Source organism: Thalassospira sp. CH_XMU1458 (assembly GCF_037027205.1).
Lineage (GTDB): Bacteria > Pseudomonadota > Alphaproteobacteria > Rhodospirillales > Thalassospiraceae > Thalassospira > Thalassospira tepidiphila.
Genome location: NZ_JAYMDW010000001.1, coordinates 114365 through 139530 on the forward strand (window position 1 = coordinate 114365; position 25166 = coordinate 139530).

Genomic DNA, 25166 nt, shown 5'->3' on the forward strand with positions numbered 1-25166 from the left:
CACCCTTTCATTTGGTTTGAAGGATCAAGCATGTTGCGTTTTACCCTCACCACGCTGGCCACTTTGGCGGCTTTTGTCATGGCAACCCCATCTCATGGCGCGCCCTATGCCGCTGGTTTTACGGAAACCACCATCGCCGCAAGCGATAAGAACCGCGCATTGGTTGGTGCAATCTGGTATCCGACCAGCGACACAAACCCAGCCGTACCAATCGGCGAAAATCCGGTCTTTTTCGGTCAGATGGTGCAACCTGATGCCGAAATTCAGGACGGTCGCCATCCCTTGGTTGTGATGTCGCACGGGTTTGGTGGCAACTGGCGCAATCAGGGATGGCTTGCCACGGAACTTGCCCGGGCGGGCTATGTGGTGGCCGCGATCAATCACCCCGGCACCACCAGCCGCGATGTCACCGCCGAAGTCGGATCCGCATTATGGCTCCGCCCGCGCGATATCGGCCACGTGATCACATCGCTGACCGATAATCCCACATGGACGTCCTCCATCGATCCGGACAACATCACCGTAATTGGTCATTCACTGGGCGGATGGACGGTGCTGGAGCTCGCCGGGGCGCGAATGGACATGGATCGGATGGATATGGAATGCCAAGCGCATCCCGAATTCGCCGCCTGTGATGGCCTCGCAACACTTGAGGTTGGCCGCACACTGGCCGACCGCGCAAAGCTGGCAGCCGACCTTGAAGACGAACGGATCCGTGGCGCCATCTCGCTTGATCTTGGCCTTGCCCGTGGTTTTACCCCGGAAAGTCTGGCGACCATCGACATCCCGGTTCTGGTCATTGCCGCCGGTGCGCCCAATCCGAAAATCCCCAAGGACCTTGAATCGGGTTATCTGATCGAACACCTGCCGACCGATTTAACCCGTTACCATGATCTGCCCGGTGCGGCGCATTTCAGCTTCCTGCCGGAATGCAAACCGAATGCCGCAATCCTCCTTGAACAGGACGTCCCGGGTGATGGCATTATCTGTCTGGATGGCGATGAGGCAACTGATCGATCAGACCTGCATCAACAAACGATCACCCTTATTCTCGACTTTTTGCGTTCTCTGAAAACAGCTTCCTGATTGGACCGAACGGTTGATCGGAGGTCGTTTGATGGGGTGCTCGTTGATCAGGATTTGGGTCCGCATCGCGATAGGCCCGCGGACCCATCCCGGTCACGCGACCAAATTCGCGGTTAAAGTTCGATTTGGTCTGAAACCCGCAGTCAAACATGATTTCGGTCACCGGCTTTGCGGTCGTTCGCAGCAGCATCTGCGCCTCTGCCACACGGTATTCGTTGACGACCTGTGACACATTGCGCCCGAACCGGCGGTTAATCGCCCCGGAAATCTGCCGGGCCGGGATCACCACCCGGCGCGCCAATCGATCGAGTGTCAGATCAGGATCGCGATACAGATGCTGCGCGCACATCACCTCATCGATTGCGGCAAGAATGGCATCATCCTCGGCGATGTCGTTGTTGTCTTGCGGGTCGTCTTTGTGCTGCGAAGGTGCGGGTTCAGTCATGCTGTCGGTCAGACGCGTGGTCTGCGGACTAAGCCGCTCCAACCGGACCATCAGCAACGCCAATACCACCAGAACAACCAACTGCGCAGAGCCGACGATTGTCGCGACGTTTGTGCCCTGGGTGATGCTGAAATCAAGGGCGATCAACCCGTCAACAAGCCCTGAGAAAATCAGCGCCCCGCCAACCACGGCAACAATGCCCCGAACCGATCCGACATCGCCCAGCCGTGCCTGCGCAAAACTGTCTTCGCCCCGGCTGGCCAGCACCATCAGTGCAATACCATATCCGGCGAATTGCACAGCAATCAGGAAATCAACCTGTATATGCCATTGCCGCCAGGTCAGGCTTGCGATGAAAATCGCCAGAACCGGGATAACATGCAGCCAACGCCATCTGGTTTGCGACCGCTCCTTCGAACCGAGTGCAGCAAAGCACATCCAGGCGATGGGCGGCAGCATGGCGGCAAACAACGGGCGCAGAAAACGGAAAACCAGCAGATCAAATTGCCAGCGCAGCCCGACCATGATCACCAGTGCCAGACTGGCGGCAACGAATATCCGCAGGCTTCGCCCAACCGGACCAGCCGGACCGCGCAGGGTCAGGCGCACCAGCAAAATCGCCAGCAACAAGGCAACAACAAAGGGCAACGGGATTTCAAACATAAGGCTGGGCACAATCTGGCAACGGGCAAACGTAACCTGATGTTTGTCCCGCGTGTCGCAGGGACGCGCAACAAAAAAGACCGCGATGACAGATCACCGCGGCCTTGGGTTTTTGTTCAAATCCCAAACGGGACGTCGATCACCGCAGCAGGAAACGGCCCAGATTGTTGTTGATCTGGCGTTCCATTTCGCGATCAAGATCCATCAAAAGGGCCGTGGTGGCGTCATAGACCGCCTGTTCGCGTTCGGAGACCGACATCGATTCCGAAAGTGTGCGTGACCGCTCCGCCATCGCCGTTACCTCACCCTTCTGCATGCCATTGGGGTCGAGCAGCTCAAGCTTGGCCGCGACCTTAAGGTCGATCTTGTCGGACTGATCGTCGGTAAAGACACCCTTGATGCCCTTGGTGGTTTTAAGCGCGTTCGAGGTCACCGAGGCCTCGGTCACGCTATAACGCAGCATGTCATTGGTGCCAGCCGTCTGGATACGATCATCGGGCCAGTTCATCGCCATGCGGCCCAGATTGAACGGCAGGGACGACTGGATCGATCCGTCCTCGTTATTTGACCAGGCCGCAACTTTTTCAATCGGACCGGCGGCAAAGACAATCGGATCAAGATGGCGCCATGTCACATCGGGATAGGTCGCAACCGGGCCGCTTGTGCAAGCCGCCATCAGCGCAAGTGCCGCCCCGGCAACAACGGCGCGCAGGCCCTTGATGGACATAACCGTCATGTCTTCGATCTCCTTTGATCAATCACACAGATAAAAAACAACGCCACCATGGCGTACAAATTCCATGGTGACGTTGCTTGATGATTAAGGCAAGGCTGTGACGAACAATTAAGCGCCGAAGCCCCTGAAGCCGCTACTAGATTTTCGGCGATGCCGCTTCGGGATCATCTGCCTTGAGCTGGCGCAGCTCCGCCTCGTTAAAGCCATAACGCGTGTTACAGAACTGGCAGGAAACACCAACCTCGCCGGTATCGGCTTCGCGCATCGACAAAAGCTCATCAAGCGGATAGGTCACAAGCGCGCCTTCGATCTTTTCGCGCGAGCAACGGCATTTGAACTGAAGCGGTGTTTGTTCAAACACGCGCGGTTCCTCGTCATGGAACAGGCGCCAGATCAGGCCATGGGCCGAAAGCGAAATATCAACCAGCTCGTTCTCGGTCGCACTGGCCATCAGGATGGTCGATCTGTTCCAGTCTTCAGATACCTTTTCGGCCTCTTCCGGGGTGCTCGCATCGCCCGATGCGCTGACCGGCATTTTTTGCAGGAACAGCCCGCCGACCCACCAGTCATCCGCGGTCTCGCCGCGATGCACTTCGAGCTTGAACGATGTTTCAAGCTGTTCGGACTGGCGGAAATAGGCCTCTGCACATTGCGCCAGCGTCTCGCCCTCAAGCGATACAATCCCCTGATAGCGTTCGTGCTCATCGCCCTGATCGACCGTGAAGGCAATATGGCCCCGGCCCATCAGTTTCAGGACCTGACCACGCAATGCATCCTCGCCGCCTTCTTCGGCTGCGATCATGGCGTTGAGGCGTTCTTCATCGACCCGAAGGCAGGCGCGCACATTGCCATCACTATCGACATCAACCACCAGCATGCTGATCGGCCCGTCGGAGCTGGTCTGAAGGGTAAACAGGCCTTCATATTTAAGCGACGAGGACAACAGCACGGCAAGACCGATGATCTCGGAAAGCAGATGGTTGGCAAGCGCAGGATAGGTGTGCTGCCCGATGATGGTCTGCACCGTCGGGCCCAGGCGCGTGAAGCGGCCACGGATGTTGGAATGATCCAGCGTGAAGGGCTGGCAAAAATCGACAGCAATCTGCATTTTCAGCTTCCGCGTTTTTACGTGTTGCGGGGCGTATAACAACTGCACCCCCGCATTGTCGAGGTGCCAAGGTAAAGACCCTGGACGAAAACACCTGACAGCATAGCAAAGGGCGGCCAATGCCGCCCTTCAAATTCGATATGGCTTATTTAGGGGCCATAACCCGGATGGCAAGCCTTACGACGGCAAACCATTCAGGCAATACAGCAAAACACCCTTTTGCGCATGCAGGCGGTTTTCCGCCTCGTCAAACACAACCGACTGTGGCCCGTCAATCACCGCGTCGGTGACTTCTTCGTTCCGGTGGGCTGGCAGACAATGCAGGAAGATCGCATCATCCTTGGCCTGTGCCATGGTGGTTTCATTGATCTGATAAGGCGAAAGAGCCTCCATCCGGGCGTCATAGTCTTCATCGCCCATCGAAACCCAGCAATCGGTGACCACAACATCGGCACCGGCCAACGCACTGTCCATATCGGTCAGACGCACTTTGCCGCCTTCGGCATTGGCGGTTTCAATCAGACCCTGATTGGGGCGATAGCCCGCCGGGCATGCCATATCGAGTGCAAAGCCGAATTTCGGCGATGCATGAATGAACGATGCCGAGACGTTATTGCCATCACCAACCCAGGCAAACTTGAGGCCTTCAAGCTTGCCCTTGTGTTCCTTGACCGTCATCAGATCGGCCATGATCTGGCACGGGTGGCTTTGATCGGTAAGCCCGTTGATCACCGGCACGGTGGCATATTGCGCCAACTCATGCAGTTTGGATTCATCGGTCGTCCGGATCATGATCGCATCAACAAAGCGCGACAAAACGCGCGCGGTATCGGCAATGGTTTCCCCACGGCCAAGCTGGCTGCTGTCAGCATCAAGCGTCACCACGTCGCCGCCAAGCTGGCGCATGCCAACTTCGAACGACACGCGCGTACGGGTCGATGGCTTTTCAAAAATCAAAGCCAAGGTCTTGCCCGCAAGCGGTTTTACCCCGAACGGGGCCTTCCCGGCCTTCTCGGAGTCGCCAAGGGCCAGAATATCCTTAAGCTCGCTTGCCGACATTTTGTCGAGATCGAGAAAATGGCGAATATCAGTCATAGTCAAATTTCCTTCCGCGCCCTTATTTGCGCATTATTTACCAAGGGCGGCAGCGGCTGCGTCAATGGCAACCAGCGCTTCGTCAACATGGGTTTTGGTGATGTTAAGCGGCGGAATGATACGCACCACATTGTCGCCTGCCGGCACGGTCAAAAGATTGAACTCGCGCAGTTTGGCAACAACATCAACATTGGCCGGTTTGGTTTTCATCCCCAACAGCAGGCCCATGCCACGCACTTCTTCGATAAAGCCCGGATGCTTGCGTGCAATCACCTCAAGGCCATCAACAATCAGGCGGCTCATTTCCAGAACATGGTCCATGAAACCGGGTTTCAGAACCTCATCCAGCACCGCATTGGCAGCCGCCGTTGCAAGCTGGTTACCGCCAAAGGTCGTGCCATGCATGCCGGGCGTAAAGGCAGCGGCTGCCTTTTCATTGGCAAGCAACGCCCCGATCGGGAAGCCACCGCCAAGTCCCTTGGCCGAGGAAATGATATCAGGCTCCATGTCCGACCATTGATAGGCAAACAGTTTGCCGGTTCGGCCAATACCGGTCTGAACTTCGTCAAACATCACCAGCATGCCAAACTCATCGGCCGCCTTGCGCACACCCTCAAGATAGCCTTCCGGCGCACGGCAAATGCCGCCTTCGCCCTGGATCGGCTCAAGGATAATGCCGCCGGTATTGGGCGTGATCGCATTGCGAAGTTCGTTCAGGTTGCCAAACGCCACACGATCAAAGCCATCGGGCATCGGCCCGAAACCTTCGCGATATTTCTCGCTATAACCCGCGGTCAGGGTGCCAAGGGTCCTTCCATGAAACGCATTGGTCGCAACCAGAATGCGGTTCTTTTCCGGATGGCCCGACACATACTGATACCGACGCAGCATCTTGATGCCCGCTTCGTTGGCCTCGGCACCCGAATTACAGAAAAACACCGTATCAGCAAAGCTGTTCTCAATCAGCCGCTTGGCCAGCTTTTCCTGCCCCGGCATCTGATACAGGTTCGAGGTATGCCAAAGCTTGCCAACCTGCTCAGTCAGTTTCGCCACCAGATGCGGGTGCGAATGACCAAGCGTATTGACCGCGATCCCCGACCCGAAATCAAGGAATCGTCGGCCGTCCTGCGCATAGAGATAAGGTCCTTCACCTTTCTCAAAGGCCAAATCGGCCCGCGCGTAGGTCGGCATGACGGGAGTAATCACTTTCTTATTCCTCAATTCGGGTAAAATTCACATTCCTGACCGATTGGTCAAGCTCCAGCGGACTGCTGGGAAGCCGAGGAGTATCAAGAGATTCACCGACCCTGTCAACGCCGCAAAAGCACGTACGACACTGATTTAAAAATGGTCATCAAAATGAAAAAGGACGGCATCCGCATCAGAATACCGTCCTTTGTGGTTTGGCAATCGGATCGGCGCTTAGGCCTTAAGCTTGTAGCCGGTTTTGATCATGCGATAGCACAGCAGCCAAAGGGCCGCATTGACCAGGGCAAGAACCACCACACCGGTCATGATCGTGCCATCGGAAATCCCGGTAAAGCCATAACGGAACCCGTCAATCATGTAGAAGAACGGGTTGAAATGCACCAGAACCTGACCGGCTTCAGGCAGGCTTTCCGCACTGTAAAACGTGCCCGACAGGAACGATAACGGGGTCACGACAAAGTTGGTCACGACTGCGATATGGTCAAACTTCTCGGCCCAGACACCACCAGCAATCCCCAGAAGCGACAGCATCAAGGATGCCGAAATCCCGAAATACAGGATCGCCCAGATGTTATGGATCGCGACATCGACAAAGAACGACATGAAGATCGCTGTGACCAGACCAACGATCATGCCACGCGTCACCGCGCCAAAGGCAAAACCGGCAACCATTTCGCCAGCCGACAGCGGCGGCATCAAAACATCGACGATATTGCCCTGTACCTTGGCAATCGTGATCGAGCTTGAGGAATTGGCAAAGGCGTTTTGCACCATGGTCATCATGATCAGACCAGGGGCAAGGAAGGTGGCAAACGGGATGCCATTGACCATTTCAACCGCACGGCCAAGGGCCAGCAGGAAAACAGCAAGAAACAGCAGGCTGGTGACAACCGGCGCACCGATGGTTTGCAAATGCACATTCAGGAACCGACGGACTTCTTTGGCATAAAGGGTCCAAAGTCCAAGCCAGTTCACAGCCCCCATATAGCGCGGGGCAAGAGCACGTTGCTCTGACTCGTTCATGGAATTTCCTTCGGAAAAATGCAGACAATTGCGCGTAAAATAGGGAGAGTGGGGGCATACTTGCAAGGGTGTGAATTCATTCATAGTGTCAGTCATGCACGACAAACATCGCCAAAGCCCGGAAACCAGCGACTCTGCGCGCGAAAAAAAGCCCGCCGGCAATGCGCGTTTTTCCAACCAGTCCGGCAAAAATTCGAAAACCCGCTCGCACGAACCCAAACGCCCGCGCAAGGTCACCCGCGACTATCTGATGAATTATGCCACCTGGTATCTCGAACGCTTTGCTGCGTCGCGCGCCCGGCTTGAAACATTGATGCGCGGTAAAATCCGCCTCTCGGTCGCCGAACATGGAACCGACCCGGACGAAGCCGTCGAGTGGATGAACTCCGTCCTTTCGGCCTGCGAAAAGGCCGGTTTCATCAATGACGATGCCTATGCCAAGGGCCGGGCGCGATCGCTGCTCAGGCGCGGCAAGGCGCTTCGCGTCATTGCTGCTGATCTGTCATCGCGCGGCATTGCCAGTGATCAGGTCGATGCCGCACTGACCGACCTTCGGGCCGAGGCCGATGACGCTGCCTATGAGGAAGTGCGCGGCACCGATCCCAACATTGCCGCCGCCGCCGCCTATGCCCGTCGTCGGCGTCTTGGCCCGTGGCGCCGCCCCGACATCCGCGACGAAAAACGCGAAAAGGATATGGCCGCCCTCGCCCGTCAGGGCTTTGGCTATGACACCGCCACCCGCATCATCAATAGCGAGATAGACGAGCTCGAAGACCTGCTCTCGATGATCGACGGGATTTGATTGCATCCCCAAAGACCGCTATCAATGAACAAATCCATTTTGATACGGAGACCCAACCATGATGGTCCGCATCTACCATAATCCGCGCTGCTCGAAATCGCGCCAGACTCTGGCCCTGATCGAAGAACAGGGCATCACACCCGACGTGATTGCCTATCTCGACACCCCGCCAACCCCGCAGGAACTCTCTGGCATCCTTGATATGCTCGGCATGAAACCCGAAGACATCCTGCGCAAGAAGGAAGCCAAAGAAGAAGGCATCGCCGATCTGCGTGGCGATGAGTTGATCGAGGCTCTCTGCGCCCATCCACGCGCCCTTGAACGCCCGATTGTGGTCAATGGCGACAAGGCCGTTCTCGGCCGTCCGCCGGAAAACGCATTGGAAATTCTGTAACGCGCCATCAACAGGTTCCCGCCTACGCGGGAACGACGGGATTTGGTTTATCGTCATGCCCGCGAAGGCGGGCATCCATGCCGTGCTAAAAAGCAAACAATCTCAAACGCCTGTGCCCACCCGGCACGGGCGTTTTGCGTAATTAATAAAAGTAGAACACCCCCAGACATATTATGTCTTACGCAGAAAAACATGCATGTGCCTGTGGGGAGGTTTTTGATGATTGCTGCTTTTGCCCTGATCCTTGTCTGCCAGCTGTTTGGCGAGGTGGTCTCGGAACTGTTTGATCTGCCGGTTCCCGGCCCGGTCATCGGTCTGGTGCTGCTGTTTATCGGCCTTCTGATCAAACGCAACCCGCCTAAGGTGCTGACAGATGCGGCCGACAATCTGCTGATCCATTTCTCCTTGCTGTTTGTTCCAGCCGGTGTCGGCGTTGTCACTCAGATTGATCGTCTTAAGGGCGACTGGCTGCCGATTGCCGCCGCCCTGATCATCTCAACCCTGCTCGCCATGGTGCTGACCGCCCTTTTGATGTCTAAACTGCTGCCCAAGGCCAAACCGGGCGAAAGTCTGGAGGACGGGCAATGAACGAGACCGATATCACCCAGCTTTGGGTTTACCTGTCGGCCAAACCGCTAACGGGTCTCACCATCACGCTTGTCGCCTATGCCATCGGCTTCTGGCTGTATCAGAAAAGCGACCGCAACCCGATCTGTAATCCGGTGGTCATCGCCATTGCCCTGATTGCCCTGTTGCTCAAAGTCACCGGCACGCCCTATGCCACCTATTTCGAAGGCGCGCAGTTCGTCCACTTCCTTTTGGGTCCGGCCACCGTGGCCCTTGCCGTACCGCTGTTTCGTCAGACCGAAACGCTGAAACGCGCGCTGCCAGTCATCGCATTCGGGGTCCTGTTCGGATCACTGGTTGCGAGTGCCAGCACGGTCATTCTGGCCTGGGCATTGGGCGCAAGCCCGGAAACACTGGCATCCCTGGCCCCGAAATCCGTCACCACCCCGGTCGCCATGGGGATTGCTGAAAATATCGGCGGTGTTCCGGCCCTGACCGCGGTTTGCGTGATTGCGACGGGCATTGTTGGCGCCACCCTTGGCCCGATGGTGATGAATATGGCCCGTCTTAAGGACTGGCGCGCACGCGGTTTTGCCATGGGGGTGGCATCACACGGCATCGGAACAGCGCGGGCCTTCCAGGTCAATGAAACCGCCGGGGCCTTTTCCGGCCTCGCCATGGGGCTCAATACCCTTGCCACCGCATTGACCATCCCGTTCCTGTGGCACTGGATATTCGGGTAAACAAAAAAGGGTGGGCATATGCCCACCCTTTTTCTATTTGGTTCCACGGCAGGTATCCCGCCGCAAACGTGATCCGATCAGCCTGCGCGCAATTGCGACAGGAAGTTCGACACGGTCTTTTGCAGACTGTCGATCTGCTTGGCCATCGCACCAACATTCTGATCAAGTTCACTGGCGGCTGCCCCACTGCTGGCGGCGGCTTCGTGAATCTCGTTGATGTTGGCGACAACCTCGCTCGAGCCGGACGATGCACTGGTCGCACTGTTGGCGATTTCATTGACGGCGGCGTTCTGTTCGCTCACTGCCGAAGAAATGCCTGATGCGATTTCGCTGATCGACGAAATCGTATGCGTGACCTTTTCAATTGCCTCGACTGTAACCCTGGTCTCGCCCTGAATCGCCCCGATCTGCTGGGCGATTTCATCGGTTGCCTTGGCAGTCTGGTTGGCAAGGTTTTTGACCTCTTGCGCCACAACCGCAAAGCCCTTGCCGGCTTCGCCAGCCCGGGCGGCCTCGATTGTCGCGTTGAGCGCCAAAAGGTTGGTCTGGGCCGCAATGTCGTTAATCAGGCTGACAACTTCACCGATGCGCTCGGCTGCTTCGGCCAGCCCGCCGACCATTTCGTTGGCACGCGATGCTTCACCAACGGCGGTTTCGGCAATCGCTGTTGATTCGCGGACCTGATCACCGATGCCGCTGATCGAGGCGGAAAGTTCTTCGGTCGCGGCTGCAACCGTTTGAACGCTCTGTGCCGAATCATTGGCGGCCTCAGACACCCGTTGGCTTTGGGTCAGAGAATGATTGGCCGACTCACGCATCAGTTCGGTGGATTTCTGCATGCCGGTCGACGACTGGCGTACAGATGCAACGATCTGACCGATGGATTGTTCAAGTTCATGGGCCAGACGGTTACGCTGTTCCAAACGTTCCTTTTCGGCACGTTTTTCGGCTTCCACCCGGGCGGCCTCGGCCTCACCCATTTTTTCAGCCGTTTCACGCCAACGCAAAAGACCATTGGCAATCACGCCAATCTCGTCCTTGCGATCGGTAAACGAAACTTCTTCGGAAAAGTCACGTTCGACAAAGCGGGAAATCGTCTGACCAAGATCACGCAGCGGTCCAAGCTGCCAGCGCAGCAACAGGAACAGCAAGACAGCAGACGCGATGGCAACAATAATACCGACAATCGCGATCCGCAGTTCGATCTCGGTCGCCACTTGGGCAACCTGTGCCTTCTCGATACCGACATACAGGATACCAAGCGTATCACCGGTCGGCGATTTGATCGGCGAATATTGCGTTACATATTGCGTTCCAAGAATAAGCGCCTCACCCCGGAACGTATTACCCGACATGATCGGCTGATAGGCCGCACTGCCCTTGCCAAGCATGGTGCCAACCGCACGCTGACCGTCCGGCTTGATAATGTTGGTCGAAACACGCACGAAGTCCTGCTCTGCCGGGACGAAGGCAAACACGGTTGCCGTCTGACCGGTGGCAGCCCCGATCGAGTCAATCATTTCGTGTGACGACAGGTCCGGGATTTCGGGAATGACGAGATCGGAGGTTTCACCATCCTCACTGATTTTCATGGAAAATTCGGGATAATTATCCTTGAAAATCATCGCAGCTACGCGAAGGTTCAGTTTCTGCGATTCAAGACTGTCACTTGCCACCTTGTCATCGATGCGCTGCATGATCAGCAAGCCCAGAAGCGCGATGCCCGCAATCAGGATCGCAACGGCGGCGAGAGCCACCTTGAAAATCAAACTTTTCGACATACTCACTCTCATTTCATCGTTGGTCACCGACGAGCCCCTCTAGCAACTAGATCGGCGGTTCAGCATCTTCCCGGGTCTTGGTCGCCTGGTTCAGCAGAGATATAAGATATACAATCCTATAAATTAAACTTTAGTATAGAGCAATACTATCGTACAGACTTTTCGCAACCTGAACGCGAGTCAGCCAACTAAAGATTAATTAATAGTGTAATTACAGTTCGTTACCGATAGGTGAACACCTACCCATAAGATGAACAACCATATCAATAAGCGTCATATGGGGAGTGGTAGACAGAAAACCGAAAAAAATTTCGCCTGTGCACCGTTTTTTTACAAGGCGGTCCAGGAAGGATGAAATGCGCACAGGTAATGCGCAAAGGTCAGGCTGAATATTCGTCTGCTGAATTTATCTCAGACGCTGAACGGATCTCGATCTGATCGGGTGTCAGTAATCGACCTTGACGAAATAAAGCCCGTCGGCCGGTGCGGTCGGGCCGCCGGCACTGCGATCCTTGGCCTCAAGGGCCGTTTTAACGTCAATTGGCTTCCAGGCGCCCTTGCCGACGAGAACAAGTGTGCCGACCATATTGCGCACCTGATGATGCAGGAAAGACCGGCTTTCGGTATGGACCCGAATTTCAAGCGGGTTTTCGATCCCGCGCGTGACTTCAAGCTTTTCCAGCGTCTTGATCGGACTTTTGGCCTGACATTCACTGGCCCGGAAGCTCGTGAAATCAAACGTCCCGATCAGGTGTTGGGCCGCTTCATTCATCGCATCAATATCAAGCGGCTTATAAACGCCCCAGGCCAACCCCGCCTCAAAGGTCAGGGGGGCGCGGCGATTGATGATGCGATACATGTAGTAGCGTTTCTTTGACGAGAAGCGCGCATGGAAGTCCTCGGTGACTTCCTCGCATTCCTTGATCGCCACCGGATCGGGTTTGAGGTGATGGTTGATCGCGTTCATCACCGCATCCGCCGGGTAGTATTTCGGCAGATCGAAATGCACCACCTGCCCCAGCGCATGAACGCCCGCATCGGTTCTGCCCGAAACATAGACACGCACAAATTCACCGACGAATTTTTCGATCGCGATCTCAAAGACCTTCTGAACCGAAATGACTTCGTCCTGATACTGCCAACCGTGATAGGGGCGGCCATCATATTCGACGGTACATTTATAGCGCTGCATGGGCTGCTTTATATCGTCTGATCCAAAAGAAAACGAGGGGCAAAAATGCCCCTCGCTTGCTTGTCCACAATTGCTTGCGGAAACTTACTTCATGCCGTCGCGGTCAAAACCAAGACGCAGACGAAGCGCATTCAGCTTAATAAAGCCTTCTGCATCGCGCTGGTTATAGACGGTGTCGGCTTCGAACGTGACATGCTCTTCAGAGTAGATCGAGTTCGGCGACTTACGGCCGGTGACGGTGACGTTGCCTTTGTACAGGTCAAGGCGCACAACGCCGTTCACGGTACGCTGGGTCTCGTCGATCAGGCGCTGCAGGGCCTGACGTTCCGGCGACCACCAATACCCGTTATAGATCATCTCGGCATAACGCGGCATCAGCTCGTCCTTGAGGTGACCTGCGTTACGGTCAAGGGTGATGCTTTCCATCGCACGATGTGCAACCGACAGGATGGTACCGCCCGGGGTTTCGTAAACGCCGCGCGACTTCATGCCGACATAACGGTTTTCGACCAGATCAAGACGACCAATGCCGTTCTTGCCAGCAACTTCGTTGAGTTTGGTCAGCAAAGTGGCCGGGCTCATGCGTTCGCCGTTGATTGCAACCGGGTTGCCCTGTTCGAACTCAACCTCGATCGTGGTGATCGCATCCGGTGCGTTCTGCGGGGAAACGGTGCGCTCGAACATGCCTTCGTTCGGCTTGACCCACGGATCTTCCAGTGCCTTGCCTTCGTAGGAGATGTGCAGAAGGTTCGCATCGGTCGAATAGGGCGGCTCGTCACCACCAAGCTTGTCAGCCGAAATCGGAATCTGGTGTTCGCGGGCAAAGTTCAGCAAAGCAGTACGCGAGTTCAGCTTCCATTCACGCCACGGTGCGATGACCTTGACGTTCGGCTTAAGCGCGTAATAACCCAGCTCGAAGCGGACCTGGTCGTTGCCTTTGCCGGTGGCACCGTGGGAAACGGCATCTGCACCGACTTCTTCGGCGATTTCGATCTGGCGCTTGGCAATCAGCGGACGTGCGATCGAGGTACCGAGCAGGTAAACGCCTTCATAAAGGGCATTGGCACGGAACATCGGGAATACGAAGTCGCGGACGAATTCTTCGCGCAGATCGTCGATGAAGATCTGTTTGACGCCGAACATCTCTGCCTTTTTGCGGGCCGGTTCCAGCTCTTCGCCCTGGCCGAGGTCGGCGGTGAAGGTCACGACTTCGCAGTTATATTCTTCGCGAAGCCATTTCAGGATGATGGAGGTATCCAGACCGCCTGAATAGGCAAGGACGACCTTTTTGACCTGATCGCTCATGGGAGTGACGCCTTTCTTCTTCCGATGTAATGCAGGTGGCGGCTTGGTTGGGCCGTCCATCCCTGTTGTCTATGCAACATTGTCGTTGCGTTCAGTCCCGAACGACCCATTGGACCGTTCGACGGCTCTTTGCGCAAATTGCAGGGCAGCTTGCGCAAAGAGCCCTAGACCTTGAGCGCGGAGTATAGGAAAACACTACTAAGGGGCAAGACCCAAGATGGGCTTGGCCCGAAAAAGGCACAAAAAGATCGCACTTTTTGCCTCTCTTTTGGAAAAATCCGCGCCGAATGCTCAAGAATACCGAAGAAACCGAGATCGATATGCCCAAAATCGGCCCGCTGCCGGTGCGATTGCGGCCAAGTGCGCGCGCGACGCGACTCAAATTGCGCATTGATCCGGCATTCGACGGTGTCGAAATCGTCGTCCCCAACGGGGTGTCGCGCAAAATGGCGATTTCGATGCTCCATCAGCATGGCGATTGGGTGGCGGCCCATATGAACCGCCTGCCCGAACGGGTGCAATTCATGCCTGGCGCGTGGATTCCCTTCATGGGCCATGATCACGCCATCCGTGCCGTGCCCGATGCAAAACGCGGAGTCTGGGTCGAGGCGGGCGTGATCTGGGTCTCCGGTCAGCCGGAACATACCAACCGCCGGGTGACCGATTTCCTTAAAAAACAGGCCAAGCTTGAAATCGCCCCGCGCGCCCATGCTTATGCCGAACAGATCAACAAAAAGGTCAATCGCATCTCGCTCAAAGACACCCGCACACGCTGGGGCAGTTGTTCATCGTCGGGCAATCTGTCGTTTAGCTGGCGACTGGTACTGGCCCCGGAAGATGTGCTGGATTACGTCGTCGCCCACGAAGTCGCGCACTTGCAGGAACTAAACCACTCCGCACGTTTCTGGGCCGTGGTCGATGATTTGTATGGCCCCTCGAAAAAGCAGCAACACTGGCTTAAGAAACATGGCGCGGCACTGCATCGCTATGGGGCTGGAAGCGCGTAAATATTGAAATGTGAGCAATCCTCACATTTACTCCTAAAGGACGTAAACCATGCTGATCCCATTGGAAACCTTGGCGATTTTCATCCCCACTGCTCTGGCGCTCAACATGACGCCGGGCAATGACATGCTGTTTTGTCTGGGTCAGGGCATCAAATCCGGGCCGATGGCGGGCAATGCGGCAAGCTTCGGGATTGCAACCGGTGCGCTGATCCATACAGCTTTGGCCGGGCTTGGACTGGCAGCCCTTGTTGCCGCCCATCCGGTGGCACTTGATGTGTTGCGCTGGGCCGGGATTGCCTATCTGGTGTGGCTGGCGATTGGCGCATTTCGCAGCACCGATCAGCGCCTGAAACCCGCACAAACCAAGCGATCCGGGGCTTTTACTGCCTGGCGGGACGGGATTGTGGTGAACTTGCTTAATCCCAAGATCATTGTCTTTGTGCTGGCGTTTATTCCGCAGTTTGTCGATGCGTCGCGCGGGTCGGTTTTGTTGCAGTTCCTGATTTTCGGGCTGATTTTGAATATTGGCGGGACGATTATCAATTGTCTGGTTGGCAGTTTTGCCGGGAAAATCGGCCAGGTTCTGTCGCGATCGGCGAAGATTGCGCGCGCCTTTCAGATCGCCACCGGCTGTATCTTTTTAGGCCTTGCAGCCAAGCTGGCCTTTGACCGGAAATAGTGAATAATCAGGGTCATTATTCAAATTCAGTGAATAATAGGCCGATTCCGGCGTATCGCCCCAAATAGGGCCAAATCAAATCCTCATACAATACAGCCGCTGGCGCGCAGATTTGGCAATTCGGCGCGCAGAAATGCGAGAAACCGTTTTTCCACCGCACTCAGTTCACGTGACGCGGTAAACAGTGCCACATCCCATTCGATGGTCGGGGTCAGGGTGCGGGCGACAACCTCGTTGGTGTCGACCAGAAGGGCTGCGAACGGATCACTGACCGAAATGCCGACATTGCGTTCAACCAGACGCGAGATCGTGCGGATCGTGCGGGCCTCGACCGCGATTTTGCGCGGCCAGCCGGCAATCTGGAAAATATAGTCGATCTTGGTGCGCAAGGGCGATCCGATGGAGAGTTCAACAAAGTCTTCACCGCGCAGCAAATCGATATCGATGGTTTCAAATTTTGCCAGCCGGTGATCGACCGGCATCAGACAGACGGCACGCGATTGCGCAAGTGGGGTGATCACCACATCCGGGTCTTGCAGATCAAGGGTAATGCCGATGCCAAGATCGCACTGCCGGGTGGCAATCATATCCAACATCCCTTCGAGGCCCGTATCGGTAATACTGATCGAAACCTTGGGATGGGCCTGTTTGAACTTGGCAACAACATCAAGCAGATAGGTATCAACATAGATCGGCTGGGCGGCGATGCGGATCGCACCCAACTGATCATTGGCAATCGCACGCGCCTGGGTTTCGACCTCGCGAAAGGCATTGAGTGATCGCAACACGGTGGCATGAAACTGCTGGGCCTCGGAAGTGGCGATCAGCTGGTTGCGTTTGCGGGTAAACAGTTCAAACCCGACCGATTTTTCAAAATTGTTCAACAGCCGGCTGACCATCGGTTGGCTGATATTCATCGCCTGCGCCGCGCCCGTCACAGAACCGTGGGTCATAAAGGCATTGAAGCTTTCGAGTTCGCGCAGTTTCATCGTGCTTTCCCAAATCCGGATTTCGGCCGCAGAACGCTGTTCAGTATGTAAATTAGTTATACTGGAATTAATTTTTTGCGTCACCGGTTATAGTTTGTCTATGCAAGAAGGCACAAAAACAAAAGACAGAGTGAAAACCAGTCTGAGCTTCGGCAATTCTGCCACCACCACCCAGGGAGACATGAAAATGTTTCACAAGCTTAAGAAAGCAGCCGGGATCGCAGCCGCAATCCTTGCAACCACATCCATGATTTCGACCGCGCAGGCAGACGCCTATCCTGAAAAAGCCATTACGCTGGTCGCACCTTATGGTGCCGGCGGTGCATCTGACCTGGCCGCCCGTGCGCTGGCAGAAACCGCAAGCAACTATACCGGCGGGCAGCCGGTTGTTGTCGTCAACAAGACCGGCAATGGCGGCATGAATGGCGCGCGCTTCGTTTCCGAAGCCGACCCGGATGGCTATACCCTTCTTTTGTCGCGTGTTGGCATGGCGCTTTATCCGGCTGTCTATACCGACAGCCCGGTTGGCTGGGATGCTTACACCTTCCTTGGCATGCTTGAAGCAACCCCGATGATTTTGGCTGTTAACGCCAATTCCGACATCCAGACCATCGACGAGCTGATTGCAAAAATCAAAGACAGCAACGGTGCCACCACCTATGCCGCATCCGGCCCCACCGCGATTGACGGCTTTACGGTTCAGGCATTGCTGTCTGACGTTGGTCTTGACCCGCTGACCGCATCCACCCTCGTGCCATATAAAGGCGGCTCTGCACTGGCCGCTGCCCTGCTTGGCGGTCACGTTGATTTCCTCGCCATTGCTGCTGGTTCGCTGATGCCCCACATCGAAGCCGGTAAAATGCGTCCGCTGATGGTCTATTCGCCGAAACGTATGGCTTCCCTGCCCGACGTCCCGACCGCGAAAGAACTGGGTTATGCCCAGGCCGGTCAGGTTGGCGGCTGGAGCGGTTTGTATGCGCCCAAAGGTCTTCCGGAAGATGTCGTCGCCAAATGGACCGAGATCCTTGGTCAGGTTGCGACCGACGAACAGTGGCTTGATCTTGCCGAGAAGCGTGGTTCGACCTCGATCATCGGCGATGAAGACCCGGCTGCCTACGTCAAAAGCCAGTTCGAGCTTTATAACGGCATGGCCAAGAAGTTCGGCTACATCCAGTAAGCGTTAGGGTCCTGACCCTACCAACGTCGTTTAGTTCAGACTTTTGATGCGAGACGGAACCATGAACCAAAATCGTGATTTCTATGCCGGGCTGGTGGCAACGGTCTTCTTTGCCGTCATCCTGTTCGTTCTGATCCCGATCTATGTGAAGGTTCCGTCTTTCATTCCGGGCTTTGCCCCGCCGCCCGATATGTGGCCACGGGTTGTAGCCATTGTCGGACTGGTGATGGGTGTTCTTGCGCTTGTTCTGGCATTCCCGAAAATGCGCGAAGCTGGCCGTGACCGGGTCGAAGGATTTGGCAACCGCATCCTTGGCAACAAGACCCATCTGCTGCGTTTTGCCGGCATCCTGATCGTGTTTGCCGCCTTTGTGTATGGCATGCCGCTGATCGGGTTTGTCCCGGCGACGGTGTTGTTGCTTGGCGTGCTGTTTGTCATGACGGGCAATTTCGAACGCAAGTTCTGGATGATCGGCCTTGCGGTCATTTTTCCGGTTCTTTTGTATCTGCTGTTTACCGAAGTCACGCATACGCCCTTCCCCAAGGGCAAGCTGTTGTCGGCGAACATTTCCCACCTGACCACCCTGATCTGATTGAGAGTTCATCGTTATGTGGAATGAATTGCTTTACGCCTTTCAGGAGGTGGCAACGTTACCGAATTTTCTGGCGATGTTTGCCGGGATCTGGGGCGGTGTGATCATTGGCGCGATCCCGGGCATGACCGGGACCATGGCCGTCACCCTGGCCCTGCCGTTTACGTTCTATCTGTCCCCGGTTACGAGCATTTTGCTGTTGGTTGCGCTGTACAAAGGCTCGACCTATGGCGGATCAATCTCGGCCATCCTGATCAAGACGCCGGGCACGGCATCGGCCGCCTGCACGGTGCTTGACGGTTATCCGCTGGCACGCGCTGGCAAGGGTGGCAAGGCGTTGAACATGGCGTTGATTTCAAGCTGCATCGGCGATTTCATTTCCAACATTTCGCTGTTCTTCCTCGCCATCCCGCTGGCGACATTTGCGCTGCGTGTTGGTCCGCCGGAATTCTTTATGCTGATGGCGTTTTCGCTCACCATTGTGGCGAGTATCTCGGGCCGGTCGCTGGTTCTGGGCATCATTTCGGCTTGCCTTGGCTTGCTTTTGGCGACCGTTGGCGAAGACATGTACGGATCGTTCCGCTTTGCGCTTTCCGAAGACATGAAATCGGGTCTTGGCATGGTGCCGGTTCTGATCGGTCTGTTTGCCCTGCCCGAACTGATCAAGATGATTGTGTTCCGCCCGGAAGATAATGCGGCAGCGATGAAGCTGGGTGATAACCGCCTGACCCTTGCCGAGTTTCGCGGATCAATCAAATCGATCTGTCGCGGGTCGATCATTGGGGTGATCCTGGGCGCGATCCCCGGCATCGGTCCGTCGACCGCAGCGTTCTTTTCCTATAGCGAAGCGCGCCGGACCTCGAAAAACGGGGACAAGTTCGGCGAAGGCGAGCTTGAAGGCATTGCCGCGTCCGAATCTGCCAATAACGGTGCGTGCGGTGCGACCATGATCCCGCTTCTGGCCCTTGGTGTGCCGGGTGATGTGATTACCGGTGTGATGCTGGGTGCGTTCATGATCCATGGCCTGACACCGGGACCGCTTCTGTTTCAGAACAATCTGGGCGATGTCTATGCGCTGTTTATCGGCATCCTGTTTAGTTCGGTCTTCCTGTTTGTCGCCGGCAAGGCGACGGCCGGTGCCTTTACCAAAATCTCGCGCATTCCCCAGACGCTGCTTTTGCCCTGCATTCTGATCCTGTGCGTTTATGGCATCTATTCCATCGGGGCGAGCCCGTTTGATGTCACCGTCCTTCTGGTGATGGGTGTGGTTGGCTTTGCCATGATGTTGCTCAATATCCCGGCAGCCCCGTTCCTGATCGCCTTTATCCTTGGCCCGATGTTTGAAGACAATATGCGCCGGTCGCTGGCGATTTCGCGCGGTGATCTTGGTGTCTTCTTCCAGTCATGGATTTCATGGGGCTTCTTTGCCCTGACCGTTCTGTTCGTCATTCTGACCATTCGCCGCGAATGGAAGAAATGGCGCGACAATCGCGATGCCACCAACGCATCCGCGCATTAAACCGAGTAACAAGAAGATAAAAATGTCCAAACCAAACATGTCCCGCCTTCATCATGCCATCGATCTGCTTGGCAAACTGGTGGCGTTCGACACGACGAGCAAAAACTCCAATCTCGGTCTGATCCATTTCGTCCGTGACTATCTGGCGGAATACGGCGTTGAGTCCACGCTGTTCCACGATGAAACCGGGCAGAAAGCCAACCTTCTGGCGACCATCGGCCCCAAAGGGGTGGCGGGTATTGCGCTTTCGGGTCATACCGATGTGGTACCAGCCCTTGAGACCACCTGGGAAAGCCCGGCATTCGAGCTGACCGAGCGTGATGGCAAGCTTTATGGGCGTGGTGCTGCGGACATGAAGGGCTTTTCGGCCTGTGCACTGGCGATGATCCCGGAACTGGTCAAGCGTGATCTTGAAATCCCGTTCCATCTTTGCCTGTCCTATGACGAGGAAGTCGGCTGCATCGGTGTCGGATCGATGGTCGACCATCTGGCCGCAATGGACACGCCGCCGCGTTTGGCCGTGATTGGCGAGCCGACCAACATGAAGGTGATTAACGGCCAGAAGGGCAAATATTCCATGCGGGTCGGTGTCACGGGTACGGCCGGACACAGTTCCTTTGCGCCCAATCACGTCAATGCCATCGAATATGCATCACGTGCGATTAATCTGATCGCCGAACAGGCCCGCGAATTCGAAGAAAACGGCCCGTTTGATGAAGATTTCACCGTGCCGCACAGCACGATGCTGACCACCACCATCAGCGGCGGGACCGCAACCAACGTCACCCCGGAATATTGCGAATTCACCTTTGAAATTCGCCATCTGCCCGAACATGACGCCGAAGCCGTGATTGCAGGTCTGCAAGCGACCATCATGGACACCCTTGATGCCGAGATGAAGGCCAAGGCAGATGACACCGGGTTTAGCTTCGAGAAGATCTTTTCCTATCCGGGCATGGGTGATTGCACCGATGCGGAAGCCTTTTCCTATGTCAGTAACATCATCCCGGAAATTTCCGGCAAGGTGTCATATGGCTCCGAAGGCGGCGTATTTGAAAAGCAGGGCAACATCCCGTCGATCATTTGCGGCCCGGGCAGCATCCGTCAGGCGCACAAGCCCAACGAGTTCATTGAAATTTCGCAGATCGAGGAATGCCTGGAGTTCCTCGAAGCGCTCACAGATCAGGCTGCTGCAGCCTGATCTCACCATGACGACGCGCCACCCCGCACCGTCGGTTGGTACCCCGCAGTAGAATGTCTCCCAACCCGATGCTGCACCAACGGGGTTCTGACAGGTGAGAAACTCCCGGCCACATCCCCCCCCGGATGTGGTCATAGCAAGCCAACTTGAAGACCGGCTCGTGAAAGCGATGCCGGTCTTTTTTTGTGAATGTCATCACAACAAAAACAGCAGGCAACAATGATGCTGCTTGGCGTAGCCGAAGCCTAGAAAACGGGGAACCGCAGGAATTATCTGAGCAAAACTTTCTGTTGAAAACGGTGACGAATTAATGAGCGCCGTGTAAACAAAAAACCAAGACAGGCATCAACCTGAAGTTGCTTATTGTATAAATATAAATTAGTATTTGGTTCATAAGGCTAATCACATGAACGCCTAACGGGAGACTTTTTGAGCAGTGAAGTGTGCTTTCGCTGACCTTCATTGCGGTGCAACTCAATCACATCTTTGGGGAATGCCAATGATAAGAGTTCTGTTCTTTTTACTTTGCTTCCTATCAACATTGCCAGTTTCAGCGCAGACGTGGATTGGTACAGCCCCCTGCGGCGTCCCGATGGCACTAGCTCCAAACCCTCAGGGAGCGTCGGCAACGATAGCGTGGGGGCAGCCCGTCATCATTATTGACCCAAACCAACTAGGCAATCCGCTCTGGGAAGAATTTTTGATGGCACACGAATGTGCCCACCACGTGATTGGGCACACGCTTCCGACCGGGATGTGGTGGCGTTCTATGGCGGTCTGGGCGACCGCTGCACAGGAACTCCAAGCAGACTGCTGGGCAGCTCAACGAGTTTCAGCGCAGGCGGCTAGGTTAGCAGCAAACTATTTTGCTCAAGCACAAGGACCAATGCCATCAGGACCAGGTTACCCTACTGGATTTCAGAGGGCCCAGAACATCATACAGTGCGCGGGGTTATGACGAACAATAATGGATGACATTATCAAGCGCCAATTGGCAATTGAGGAGCGTCTTGATCAGATACAGCAAGAGCAAGAACGAGAAAAAGGATTGATCTCCCGGTTATCAAAGGCCGGTGGTTTGATTGCGCTCATTCTCTCAATTGCTGCTGGTGCATACAGCCTTTACGACATCGCGTTTTTATCCGACAGAAAAGCCCTTTCCCAAGACCTGATCAGACTTGATAGTATTGCGAAAGATCTCGTTCAGGCTAACAAAGATGCCATCAACTTGAATTTAAGCGGCCAGTCTGAAGCGGCTATGACCTTGAACTTAATGAAGATATCAATGACGGACCGGGCAAAGGAGATTATTGATCTCCGAAAAGAACACATTAGCGCACCAATACTGACCACAATCGCCCTCGAGTTAATCAACAATGGTGACTATACCACCGGGGTACAATACTTAGAAATCGCGTCTAATAAGTTCAAAAATCCATTTCTTAAATTGGAGACTAACCGACAGAAAGCGTATGGGTTTTACTCTTCAATGCTACCTCTCGAGATTGAAAAGGGTCGTAAACTATTTTCTGATACTTTGGAACAAAGCAAAGCCTTGAAAGGCACACAAGCATTCTGGGTTCAATCAAATTCTATCCGCGACTGGGTGCAAGCAGAAGCGATGATTGGCGAATGCGAAATGGCGCGTGAGGCTGCAGAGAACTTCAGACCGCTATTGCTTAATCAAACTTCACACAGAGAGGCAGCTTCCGGCTTAATCACCGCTTTGAAAACGGTAGATCTTGATGGATTGTGTCCACGAACTTCATTTAGGGATTTGCATAACCTCATTGACGTGAGGTTACAGTCTGCCATTCATAATTGACAGTACAAAGCGGATGTTTATCTGGTTCGCATAAAGAATGCCATCTACGTAAACCTAAACAACTATTATTGCTTGGTGTTGCCCGAACTGTAGCCGGCGGTGAAGTCGCGCCAGCTGTCGTCTTCGCCGATCTTTTTGGAGCGCGCGAGGGCGGCTTTGCCAAGCGATCGGACCGGGATGTTTTGGTGGGCGTGCAGCATGAAGTCGCGCCAGAGGGCGGCCGGAAGGGCACCGCCGGTGACCTGTTCATCCATCGGGCTGCCATCGTCATTGCCCATCCAGATTCCGGCGACCAGATCGGAGCTGTAACCGATGAACCAAGCATCGCGATAATCCGATGTCGTACCGGTCTTGCCCGCCGACGGGCGGTCGATGATGGCGTTGCGCCCTGTCCCCTTGGACACCACGGCGGCCAGCATGTTGTTCATTTCCCCGGCATGCAGCGGGTTCATCAAACGGACCGGGAAGTCGTCAGAGCGTTCATAGAGCACTTCGCCACCCTTGCCGGTGATCTTGCTGACCGCGTGCGGGAAGACGGCAAAGCCGCCATTGGCAACAATCGCGTAGGCACCGGTGAGCTCGAGCATCGAGACTTCGCTGGTGCCAAGGGCCAGGCTTGGTTCCGGTTTGAGTTCGGAAGACACACCCATGTCACGCGCCTTTTGAATGACTTTATCAAGGCCGACTTCAAGCGAGAGCTGGACCGCGATCGAGTTGTTCGAGGTTGCCACCGCATCGCGGATCGACATGGTGCCGTGGTGCTTGCGATCGAAGTTGCGCGGCTCCCAGCCATCAATGACGATCGGCCCGTCGCGCATCCAGTCGTTCGAGCCAAAGCCGTTTTCAAGCCCGGCGAGATAGACAAACAGCTTGAACACCGAGCCCGGCTGACGGCGGGCCTGTGTCACACGGTTATACTGGCTTTCATAGTAATCACGCCCGCCGACCATGGCACGCACGGCCCCGTCCGGCGTCATCGCCAGAAGGGCGGCCTGCCCGACATGGTGTTCCTTGGCCCCGTTACTGGCGAGCGCACGCAGAAGGTTTTCTTCGGCGATGGCCTGAAGACGGGAATCAAGCGTGGTATAAACCAGAAGATCCTGATCGACATAGCCGACATAATCTTTCACACGATCAAGCACCCAATCGGTGAAATAGCGCACCCCCGGTCCTGCCTGTGCAGCACGTGCGGTGCGCACCCGGGTCTGTTTGGCGCGTTCGGCGCGTGCCTTGGTCAGCGCACCGGTTGATGCCATGGCCTCTAACACGACATTGGCGCGTTCGGCCGCAAGTTTCGGATCGACCATCGGGTTATAGCGACTTGGTGCCTTGGGCAGGCCAGCCAGTACGGCGGCCTCGTAAAGGTTCAGACGCCTAGGGTCGGTGCCGAAATAATGGCGCGCAGCGGCATCAATGCCATAGACGCCCGAGCCGAAATAGATGCGGTTGAGATACAGCGAGAGGATTTGTTGCTTATCGAATTTGAATTCCAGCCAGATGGCCAGAAGCACTTCTTCGATCTTGCGGCCAAAGGAGCGTTCGGGGGACAGGAACAGGTTTTTGGCCAGCTGCTGGGTGATGGTGCTGCCGCCCTCGGCAATGCGGCCAGCGGTCAGGTTGGTCCAGGCCGCGCGCATGATGCCGACGACATCAATCCCGAAATGGTCATAAAACCGGCGGTCTTCGATGGAAACGAATGCCTGACCGACATAGTCGGGAAGGTTGCGGACCTCGACCGGGTTGCCATAGCGGTTGCCATAGGCCGCGAGGTTTTGGCCATCAATACTGATCACACGGATGGACGGTTTGCGTTCGCTTGCGACATCAAAGCTGACCTTATCGGGCAGACCATAGCCGTAATAGGCAACAACCCCGCCGCCCAGAACCATGACCCAGATCGAGCCCAGCACGATGAATTTGGCAATGGCTTCGGGCCCCGGAATCATATCGCCCAGGCGGGCAAAAAGACTGCCGCCTTTCTTGCCCGAACTGCTGACGCGCTTTTTCGGCTTTTTGGAACCTGTCGCG

At 55.5% G+C, this 25166-nt stretch carries 23 protein-coding genes; 12 read left to right on the top strand and 11 right to left on the bottom strand.

The features are described from left to right. The first annotated feature begins 30 nt into the window (after positions 1-30). Positions 31-1086 (top strand): alpha/beta hydrolase family protein, encoded by a 1056-nt coding sequence (locus WBY09_RS00525; protein ID WP_336231767.1) that lies wholly within the window; start codon positions 31-33, stop codon positions 1084-1086. On the opposite strand, the gene WBY09_RS00530 is transcribed toward WBY09_RS00525, so the two are convergent. From WBY09_RS00530 to WBY09_RS00555, 6 genes are all read right to left on the bottom strand, one after another. Beyond that, positions 1046-2194: a helix-turn-helix domain-containing protein gene (locus WBY09_RS00530; RefSeq protein WP_336231768.1), complete on the bottom strand. Its 1149-nt coding sequence runs from the start codon at positions 2192-2194 to the stop codon at positions 1046-1048. The genes WBY09_RS00525 and WBY09_RS00530 overlap by 41 nt on opposite strands. Before the next feature lie 139 nt (positions 2195-2333). Then, positions 2334-2930, bottom strand: coding sequence for a hypothetical protein (locus tag WBY09_RS00535; RefSeq protein WP_197146463.1), 597 nt, complete (start codon positions 2928-2930; stop codon positions 2334-2336). 136 nt (positions 2931-3066) lie between these two features. Then, positions 3067-4038 (bottom strand): Hsp33 family molecular chaperone HslO, encoded by a 972-nt coding sequence (hslO, locus tag WBY09_RS00540; protein WP_336231769.1) that lies wholly within the window; start codon positions 4036-4038, stop codon positions 3067-3069. 177 nt (positions 4039-4215) lie between these two features. Beyond that, positions 4216-5133, bottom strand: a complete 918-nt coding sequence (gene argF, locus WBY09_RS00545; RefSeq protein ID WP_008889025.1) for an ornithine carbamoyltransferase — start codon at positions 5131-5133, stop codon at positions 4216-4218. 33 nt (positions 5134-5166) lie between these two features. After that, a complete protein-coding gene (locus tag WBY09_RS00550; protein WP_197147618.1) occupies positions 5167-6324 on the bottom strand; it encodes an aspartate aminotransferase family protein in 1158 nt (385 codons plus the stop codon). A 231-nt stretch (positions 6325-6555) separates the two neighbouring features. Then, on the bottom strand, positions 6556-7365 hold the full coding sequence (locus WBY09_RS00555) for an ABC transporter permease (protein WP_008889022.1): 810 nt from the start codon (positions 7363-7365) through the stop codon (positions 6556-6558). 94 nt (positions 7366-7459) lie between these two features. On the opposite strand from WBY09_RS00555, the gene WBY09_RS00560 reads away from it, so the two are divergent. The 4 genes from WBY09_RS00560 to WBY09_RS00575 all read left to right on the top strand — a co-directional run bounded on the left by WBY09_RS00560 (position 7460) and on the right by WBY09_RS00575 (position 9871). Further along, positions 7460-8167 carry a regulatory protein RecX gene (locus WBY09_RS00560; protein WP_336231770.1) on the top strand — a complete coding sequence of 236 codons (708 nt, stop codon included), beginning with the start codon at positions 7460-7462 and terminating at the stop codon, positions 8165-8167. Between the two features lie 58 nt (positions 8168-8225). Further along, positions 8226-8561, top strand: coding sequence for an arsenate reductase (glutaredoxin) (gene arsC / locus WBY09_RS00565; RefSeq protein ID WP_008889020.1), 336 nt, complete (start codon positions 8226-8228; stop codon positions 8559-8561). A gap of 219 nt (positions 8562-8780) precedes the next feature. Beyond that, a complete protein-coding gene (locus WBY09_RS00570; RefSeq protein WP_336231771.1) occupies positions 8781-9149 on the top strand; it encodes a CidA/LrgA family protein in 369 nt (122 codons plus the stop codon). Continuing rightward, positions 9146-9871: an LrgB family protein gene (locus tag WBY09_RS00575; protein WP_063085879.1), complete on the top strand. Its 726-nt coding sequence runs from the start codon at positions 9146-9148 to the stop codon at positions 9869-9871. Before WBY09_RS00570 ends, WBY09_RS00575 begins: the two co-directional genes overlap by 4 nt. A 77-nt stretch (positions 9872-9948) precedes the next feature. On the opposite strand, the gene WBY09_RS00580 is transcribed toward WBY09_RS00575, so the two are convergent. The 3 genes from WBY09_RS00580 to WBY09_RS00590 form a co-directional block, all read right to left on the bottom strand. Then, the gene (locus tag WBY09_RS00580) at positions 9949-11652 is read right to left on the bottom strand and encodes a methyl-accepting chemotaxis protein (RefSeq protein ID WP_336231772.1); all 1704 of its coding nucleotides are present in this window, start codon (positions 11650-11652) and stop codon (positions 9949-9951) included. A gap of 445 nt (positions 11653-12097) precedes the next feature. Continuing rightward, a complete protein-coding gene (gene truA / locus WBY09_RS00585) occupies positions 12098-12844 on the bottom strand; it encodes a tRNA pseudouridine(38-40) synthase TruA (RefSeq protein WP_336231773.1) in 747 nt (248 codons plus the stop codon). Between the two features lie 84 nt (positions 12845-12928). Beyond that, on the bottom strand, positions 12929-14149 hold the full coding sequence (locus WBY09_RS00590; RefSeq protein ID WP_336231774.1) for an argininosuccinate synthase: 1221 nt from the start codon (positions 14147-14149) through the stop codon (positions 12929-12931). Positions 14150-14436: 287 nt separating this feature from the next. Here WBY09_RS00590 and WBY09_RS00595 point away from each other — a divergent pair, with 287 nt between their 5' ends. Both WBY09_RS00595 and WBY09_RS00600 read left to right on the top strand, forming a co-directional pair. After that, on the top strand, positions 14437-15156 hold the full coding sequence (locus WBY09_RS00595) for a M48 family metallopeptidase (protein WP_336231775.1): 720 nt from the start codon (positions 14437-14439) through the stop codon (positions 15154-15156). 49 nt (positions 15157-15205) lie between these two features. Continuing rightward, positions 15206-15835, top strand: coding sequence for a LysE family translocator (locus WBY09_RS00600; protein WP_336231776.1), 630 nt, complete (start codon positions 15206-15208; stop codon positions 15833-15835). An 83-nt stretch (positions 15836-15918) separates the two neighbouring features. Here the strand turns inward: WBY09_RS00600 and WBY09_RS00605 are convergent, their stop codons facing one another. Next, complete coding sequence (locus tag WBY09_RS00605; protein ID WP_336231777.1) at positions 15919-16824, bottom strand: LysR family transcriptional regulator; 906 nt, start codon at positions 16822-16824, stop codon at positions 15919-15921. A 187-nt stretch (positions 16825-17011) separates the two neighbouring features. Between WBY09_RS00605 and WBY09_RS00610 the strand changes: the two genes are divergently transcribed. From WBY09_RS00610 to WBY09_RS00630, 5 genes are all read left to right on the top strand, one after another. Then, on the top strand, positions 17012-18001 hold the full coding sequence (locus tag WBY09_RS00610) for a Bug family tripartite tricarboxylate transporter substrate binding protein (RefSeq protein WP_008889011.1): 990 nt from the start codon (positions 17012-17014) through the stop codon (positions 17999-18001). Positions 18002-18062: 61 nt separating this feature from the next. Then, positions 18063-18593, top strand: a complete 531-nt coding sequence (locus WBY09_RS00615) for a tripartite tricarboxylate transporter TctB family protein (protein WP_336231778.1) — start codon at positions 18063-18065, stop codon at positions 18591-18593. 16 nt (positions 18594-18609) lie between these two features. Continuing rightward, on the top strand, positions 18610-20112 hold the full coding sequence (locus WBY09_RS00620) for a tripartite tricarboxylate transporter permease (protein WP_336231779.1): 1503 nt from the start codon (positions 18610-18612) through the stop codon (positions 20110-20112). Positions 20113-20134: 22 nt separating this feature from the next. After that, positions 20135-21313 (top strand): acetylornithine deacetylase, encoded by a 1179-nt coding sequence (gene argE / locus WBY09_RS00625; protein WP_336231780.1) that lies wholly within the window; start codon positions 20135-20137, stop codon positions 21311-21313. 967 nt (positions 21314-22280) lie between these two features. Beyond that, the gene (locus tag WBY09_RS00630) at positions 22281-23138 is read left to right on the top strand and encodes a hypothetical protein (protein ID WP_336231781.1); all 858 of its coding nucleotides are present in this window, start codon (positions 22281-22283) and stop codon (positions 23136-23138) included. 65 nt (positions 23139-23203) lie between these two features. On the opposite strand, the gene WBY09_RS00635 is transcribed toward WBY09_RS00630, so the two are convergent. Next, entirely contained in the window at positions 23204-25084 is a 1881-nt protein-coding gene (locus WBY09_RS00635) for a transglycosylase domain-containing protein (RefSeq protein WP_336231782.1), read from the bottom strand. Positions 25085-25166: the final 82 nt, after the last annotated feature.

Coding starts and splice junctions, on each gene's coding strand:
- WBY09_RS00525 (WP_336231767.1), top strand. CDS start 31: ATGTTGCGTTTTACCCTCACCACGCTGGCCACTTTGGCGGCTTTTGTC.
- WBY09_RS00530 (WP_336231768.1), bottom strand. CDS start 2,194: ATGTTTGAAATCCCGTTGCCCTTTGTTGTTGCCTTGTTGCTGGCGATT.
- WBY09_RS00535 (WP_197146463.1), bottom strand. CDS start 2,930: ATGACGGTTATGTCCATCAAGGGCCTGCGCGCCGTTGTTGCCGGGGCG.
- hslO (WP_336231769.1), bottom strand. CDS start 4,038: ATGCAGATTGCTGTCGATTTTTGCCAGCCCTTCACGCTGGATCATTCC.
- argF (WP_008889025.1), bottom strand. CDS start 5,133: ATGACTGATATTCGCCATTTTCTCGATCTCGACAAAATGTCGGCAAGC.
- WBY09_RS00550 (WP_197147618.1), bottom strand. CDS start 6,324: ATGCCGACCTACGCGCGGGCCGATTTGGCCTTTGAGAAAGGTGAAGGA.
- WBY09_RS00555 (WP_008889022.1), bottom strand. CDS start 7,365: ATGAACGAGTCAGAGCAACGTGCTCTTGCCCCGCGCTATATGGGGGCT.
- WBY09_RS00560 (WP_336231770.1), top strand. CDS start 7,460: ATGCACGACAAACATCGCCAAAGCCCGGAAACCAGCGACTCTGCGCGC.
- arsC (WP_008889020.1), top strand. CDS start 8,226: ATGATGGTCCGCATCTACCATAATCCGCGCTGCTCGAAATCGCGCCAG.
- WBY09_RS00570 (WP_336231771.1), top strand. CDS start 8,781: ATGATTGCTGCTTTTGCCCTGATCCTTGTCTGCCAGCTGTTTGGCGAG.
- WBY09_RS00575 (WP_063085879.1), top strand. CDS start 9,146: ATGAACGAGACCGATATCACCCAGCTTTGGGTTTACCTGTCGGCCAAA.
- WBY09_RS00580 (WP_336231772.1), bottom strand. CDS start 11,652: ATGTCGAAAAGTTTGATTTTCAAGGTGGCTCTCGCCGCCGTTGCGATC.
- truA (WP_336231773.1), bottom strand. CDS start 12,844: ATGCAGCGCTATAAATGTACCGTCGAATATGATGGCCGCCCCTATCAC.
- WBY09_RS00590 (WP_336231774.1), bottom strand. CDS start 14,149: ATGAGCGATCAGGTCAAAAAGGTCGTCCTTGCCTATTCAGGCGGTCTG.
- WBY09_RS00595 (WP_336231775.1), top strand. CDS start 14,437: ATGCTCAAGAATACCGAAGAAACCGAGATCGATATGCCCAAAATCGGC.
- WBY09_RS00600 (WP_336231776.1), top strand. CDS start 15,206: ATGCTGATCCCATTGGAAACCTTGGCGATTTTCATCCCCACTGCTCTG.
- WBY09_RS00605 (WP_336231777.1), bottom strand. CDS start 16,824: ATGAAACTGCGCGAACTCGAAAGCTTCAATGCCTTTATGACCCACGGT.
- WBY09_RS00610 (WP_008889011.1), top strand. CDS start 17,012: ATGTTTCACAAGCTTAAGAAAGCAGCCGGGATCGCAGCCGCAATCCTT.
- WBY09_RS00615 (WP_336231778.1), top strand. CDS start 18,063: ATGAACCAAAATCGTGATTTCTATGCCGGGCTGGTGGCAACGGTCTTC.
- WBY09_RS00620 (WP_336231779.1), top strand. CDS start 18,610: ATGTGGAATGAATTGCTTTACGCCTTTCAGGAGGTGGCAACGTTACCG.
- argE (WP_336231780.1), top strand. CDS start 20,135: ATGTCCAAACCAAACATGTCCCGCCTTCATCATGCCATCGATCTGCTT.
- WBY09_RS00630 (WP_336231781.1), top strand. CDS start 22,281: ATGGATGACATTATCAAGCGCCAATTGGCAATTGAGGAGCGTCTTGAT.
- WBY09_RS00635 (WP_336231782.1), bottom strand. CDS start 25,084: ATGATTCCGGGGCCCGAAGCCATTGCCAAATTCATCGTGCTGGGCTCG.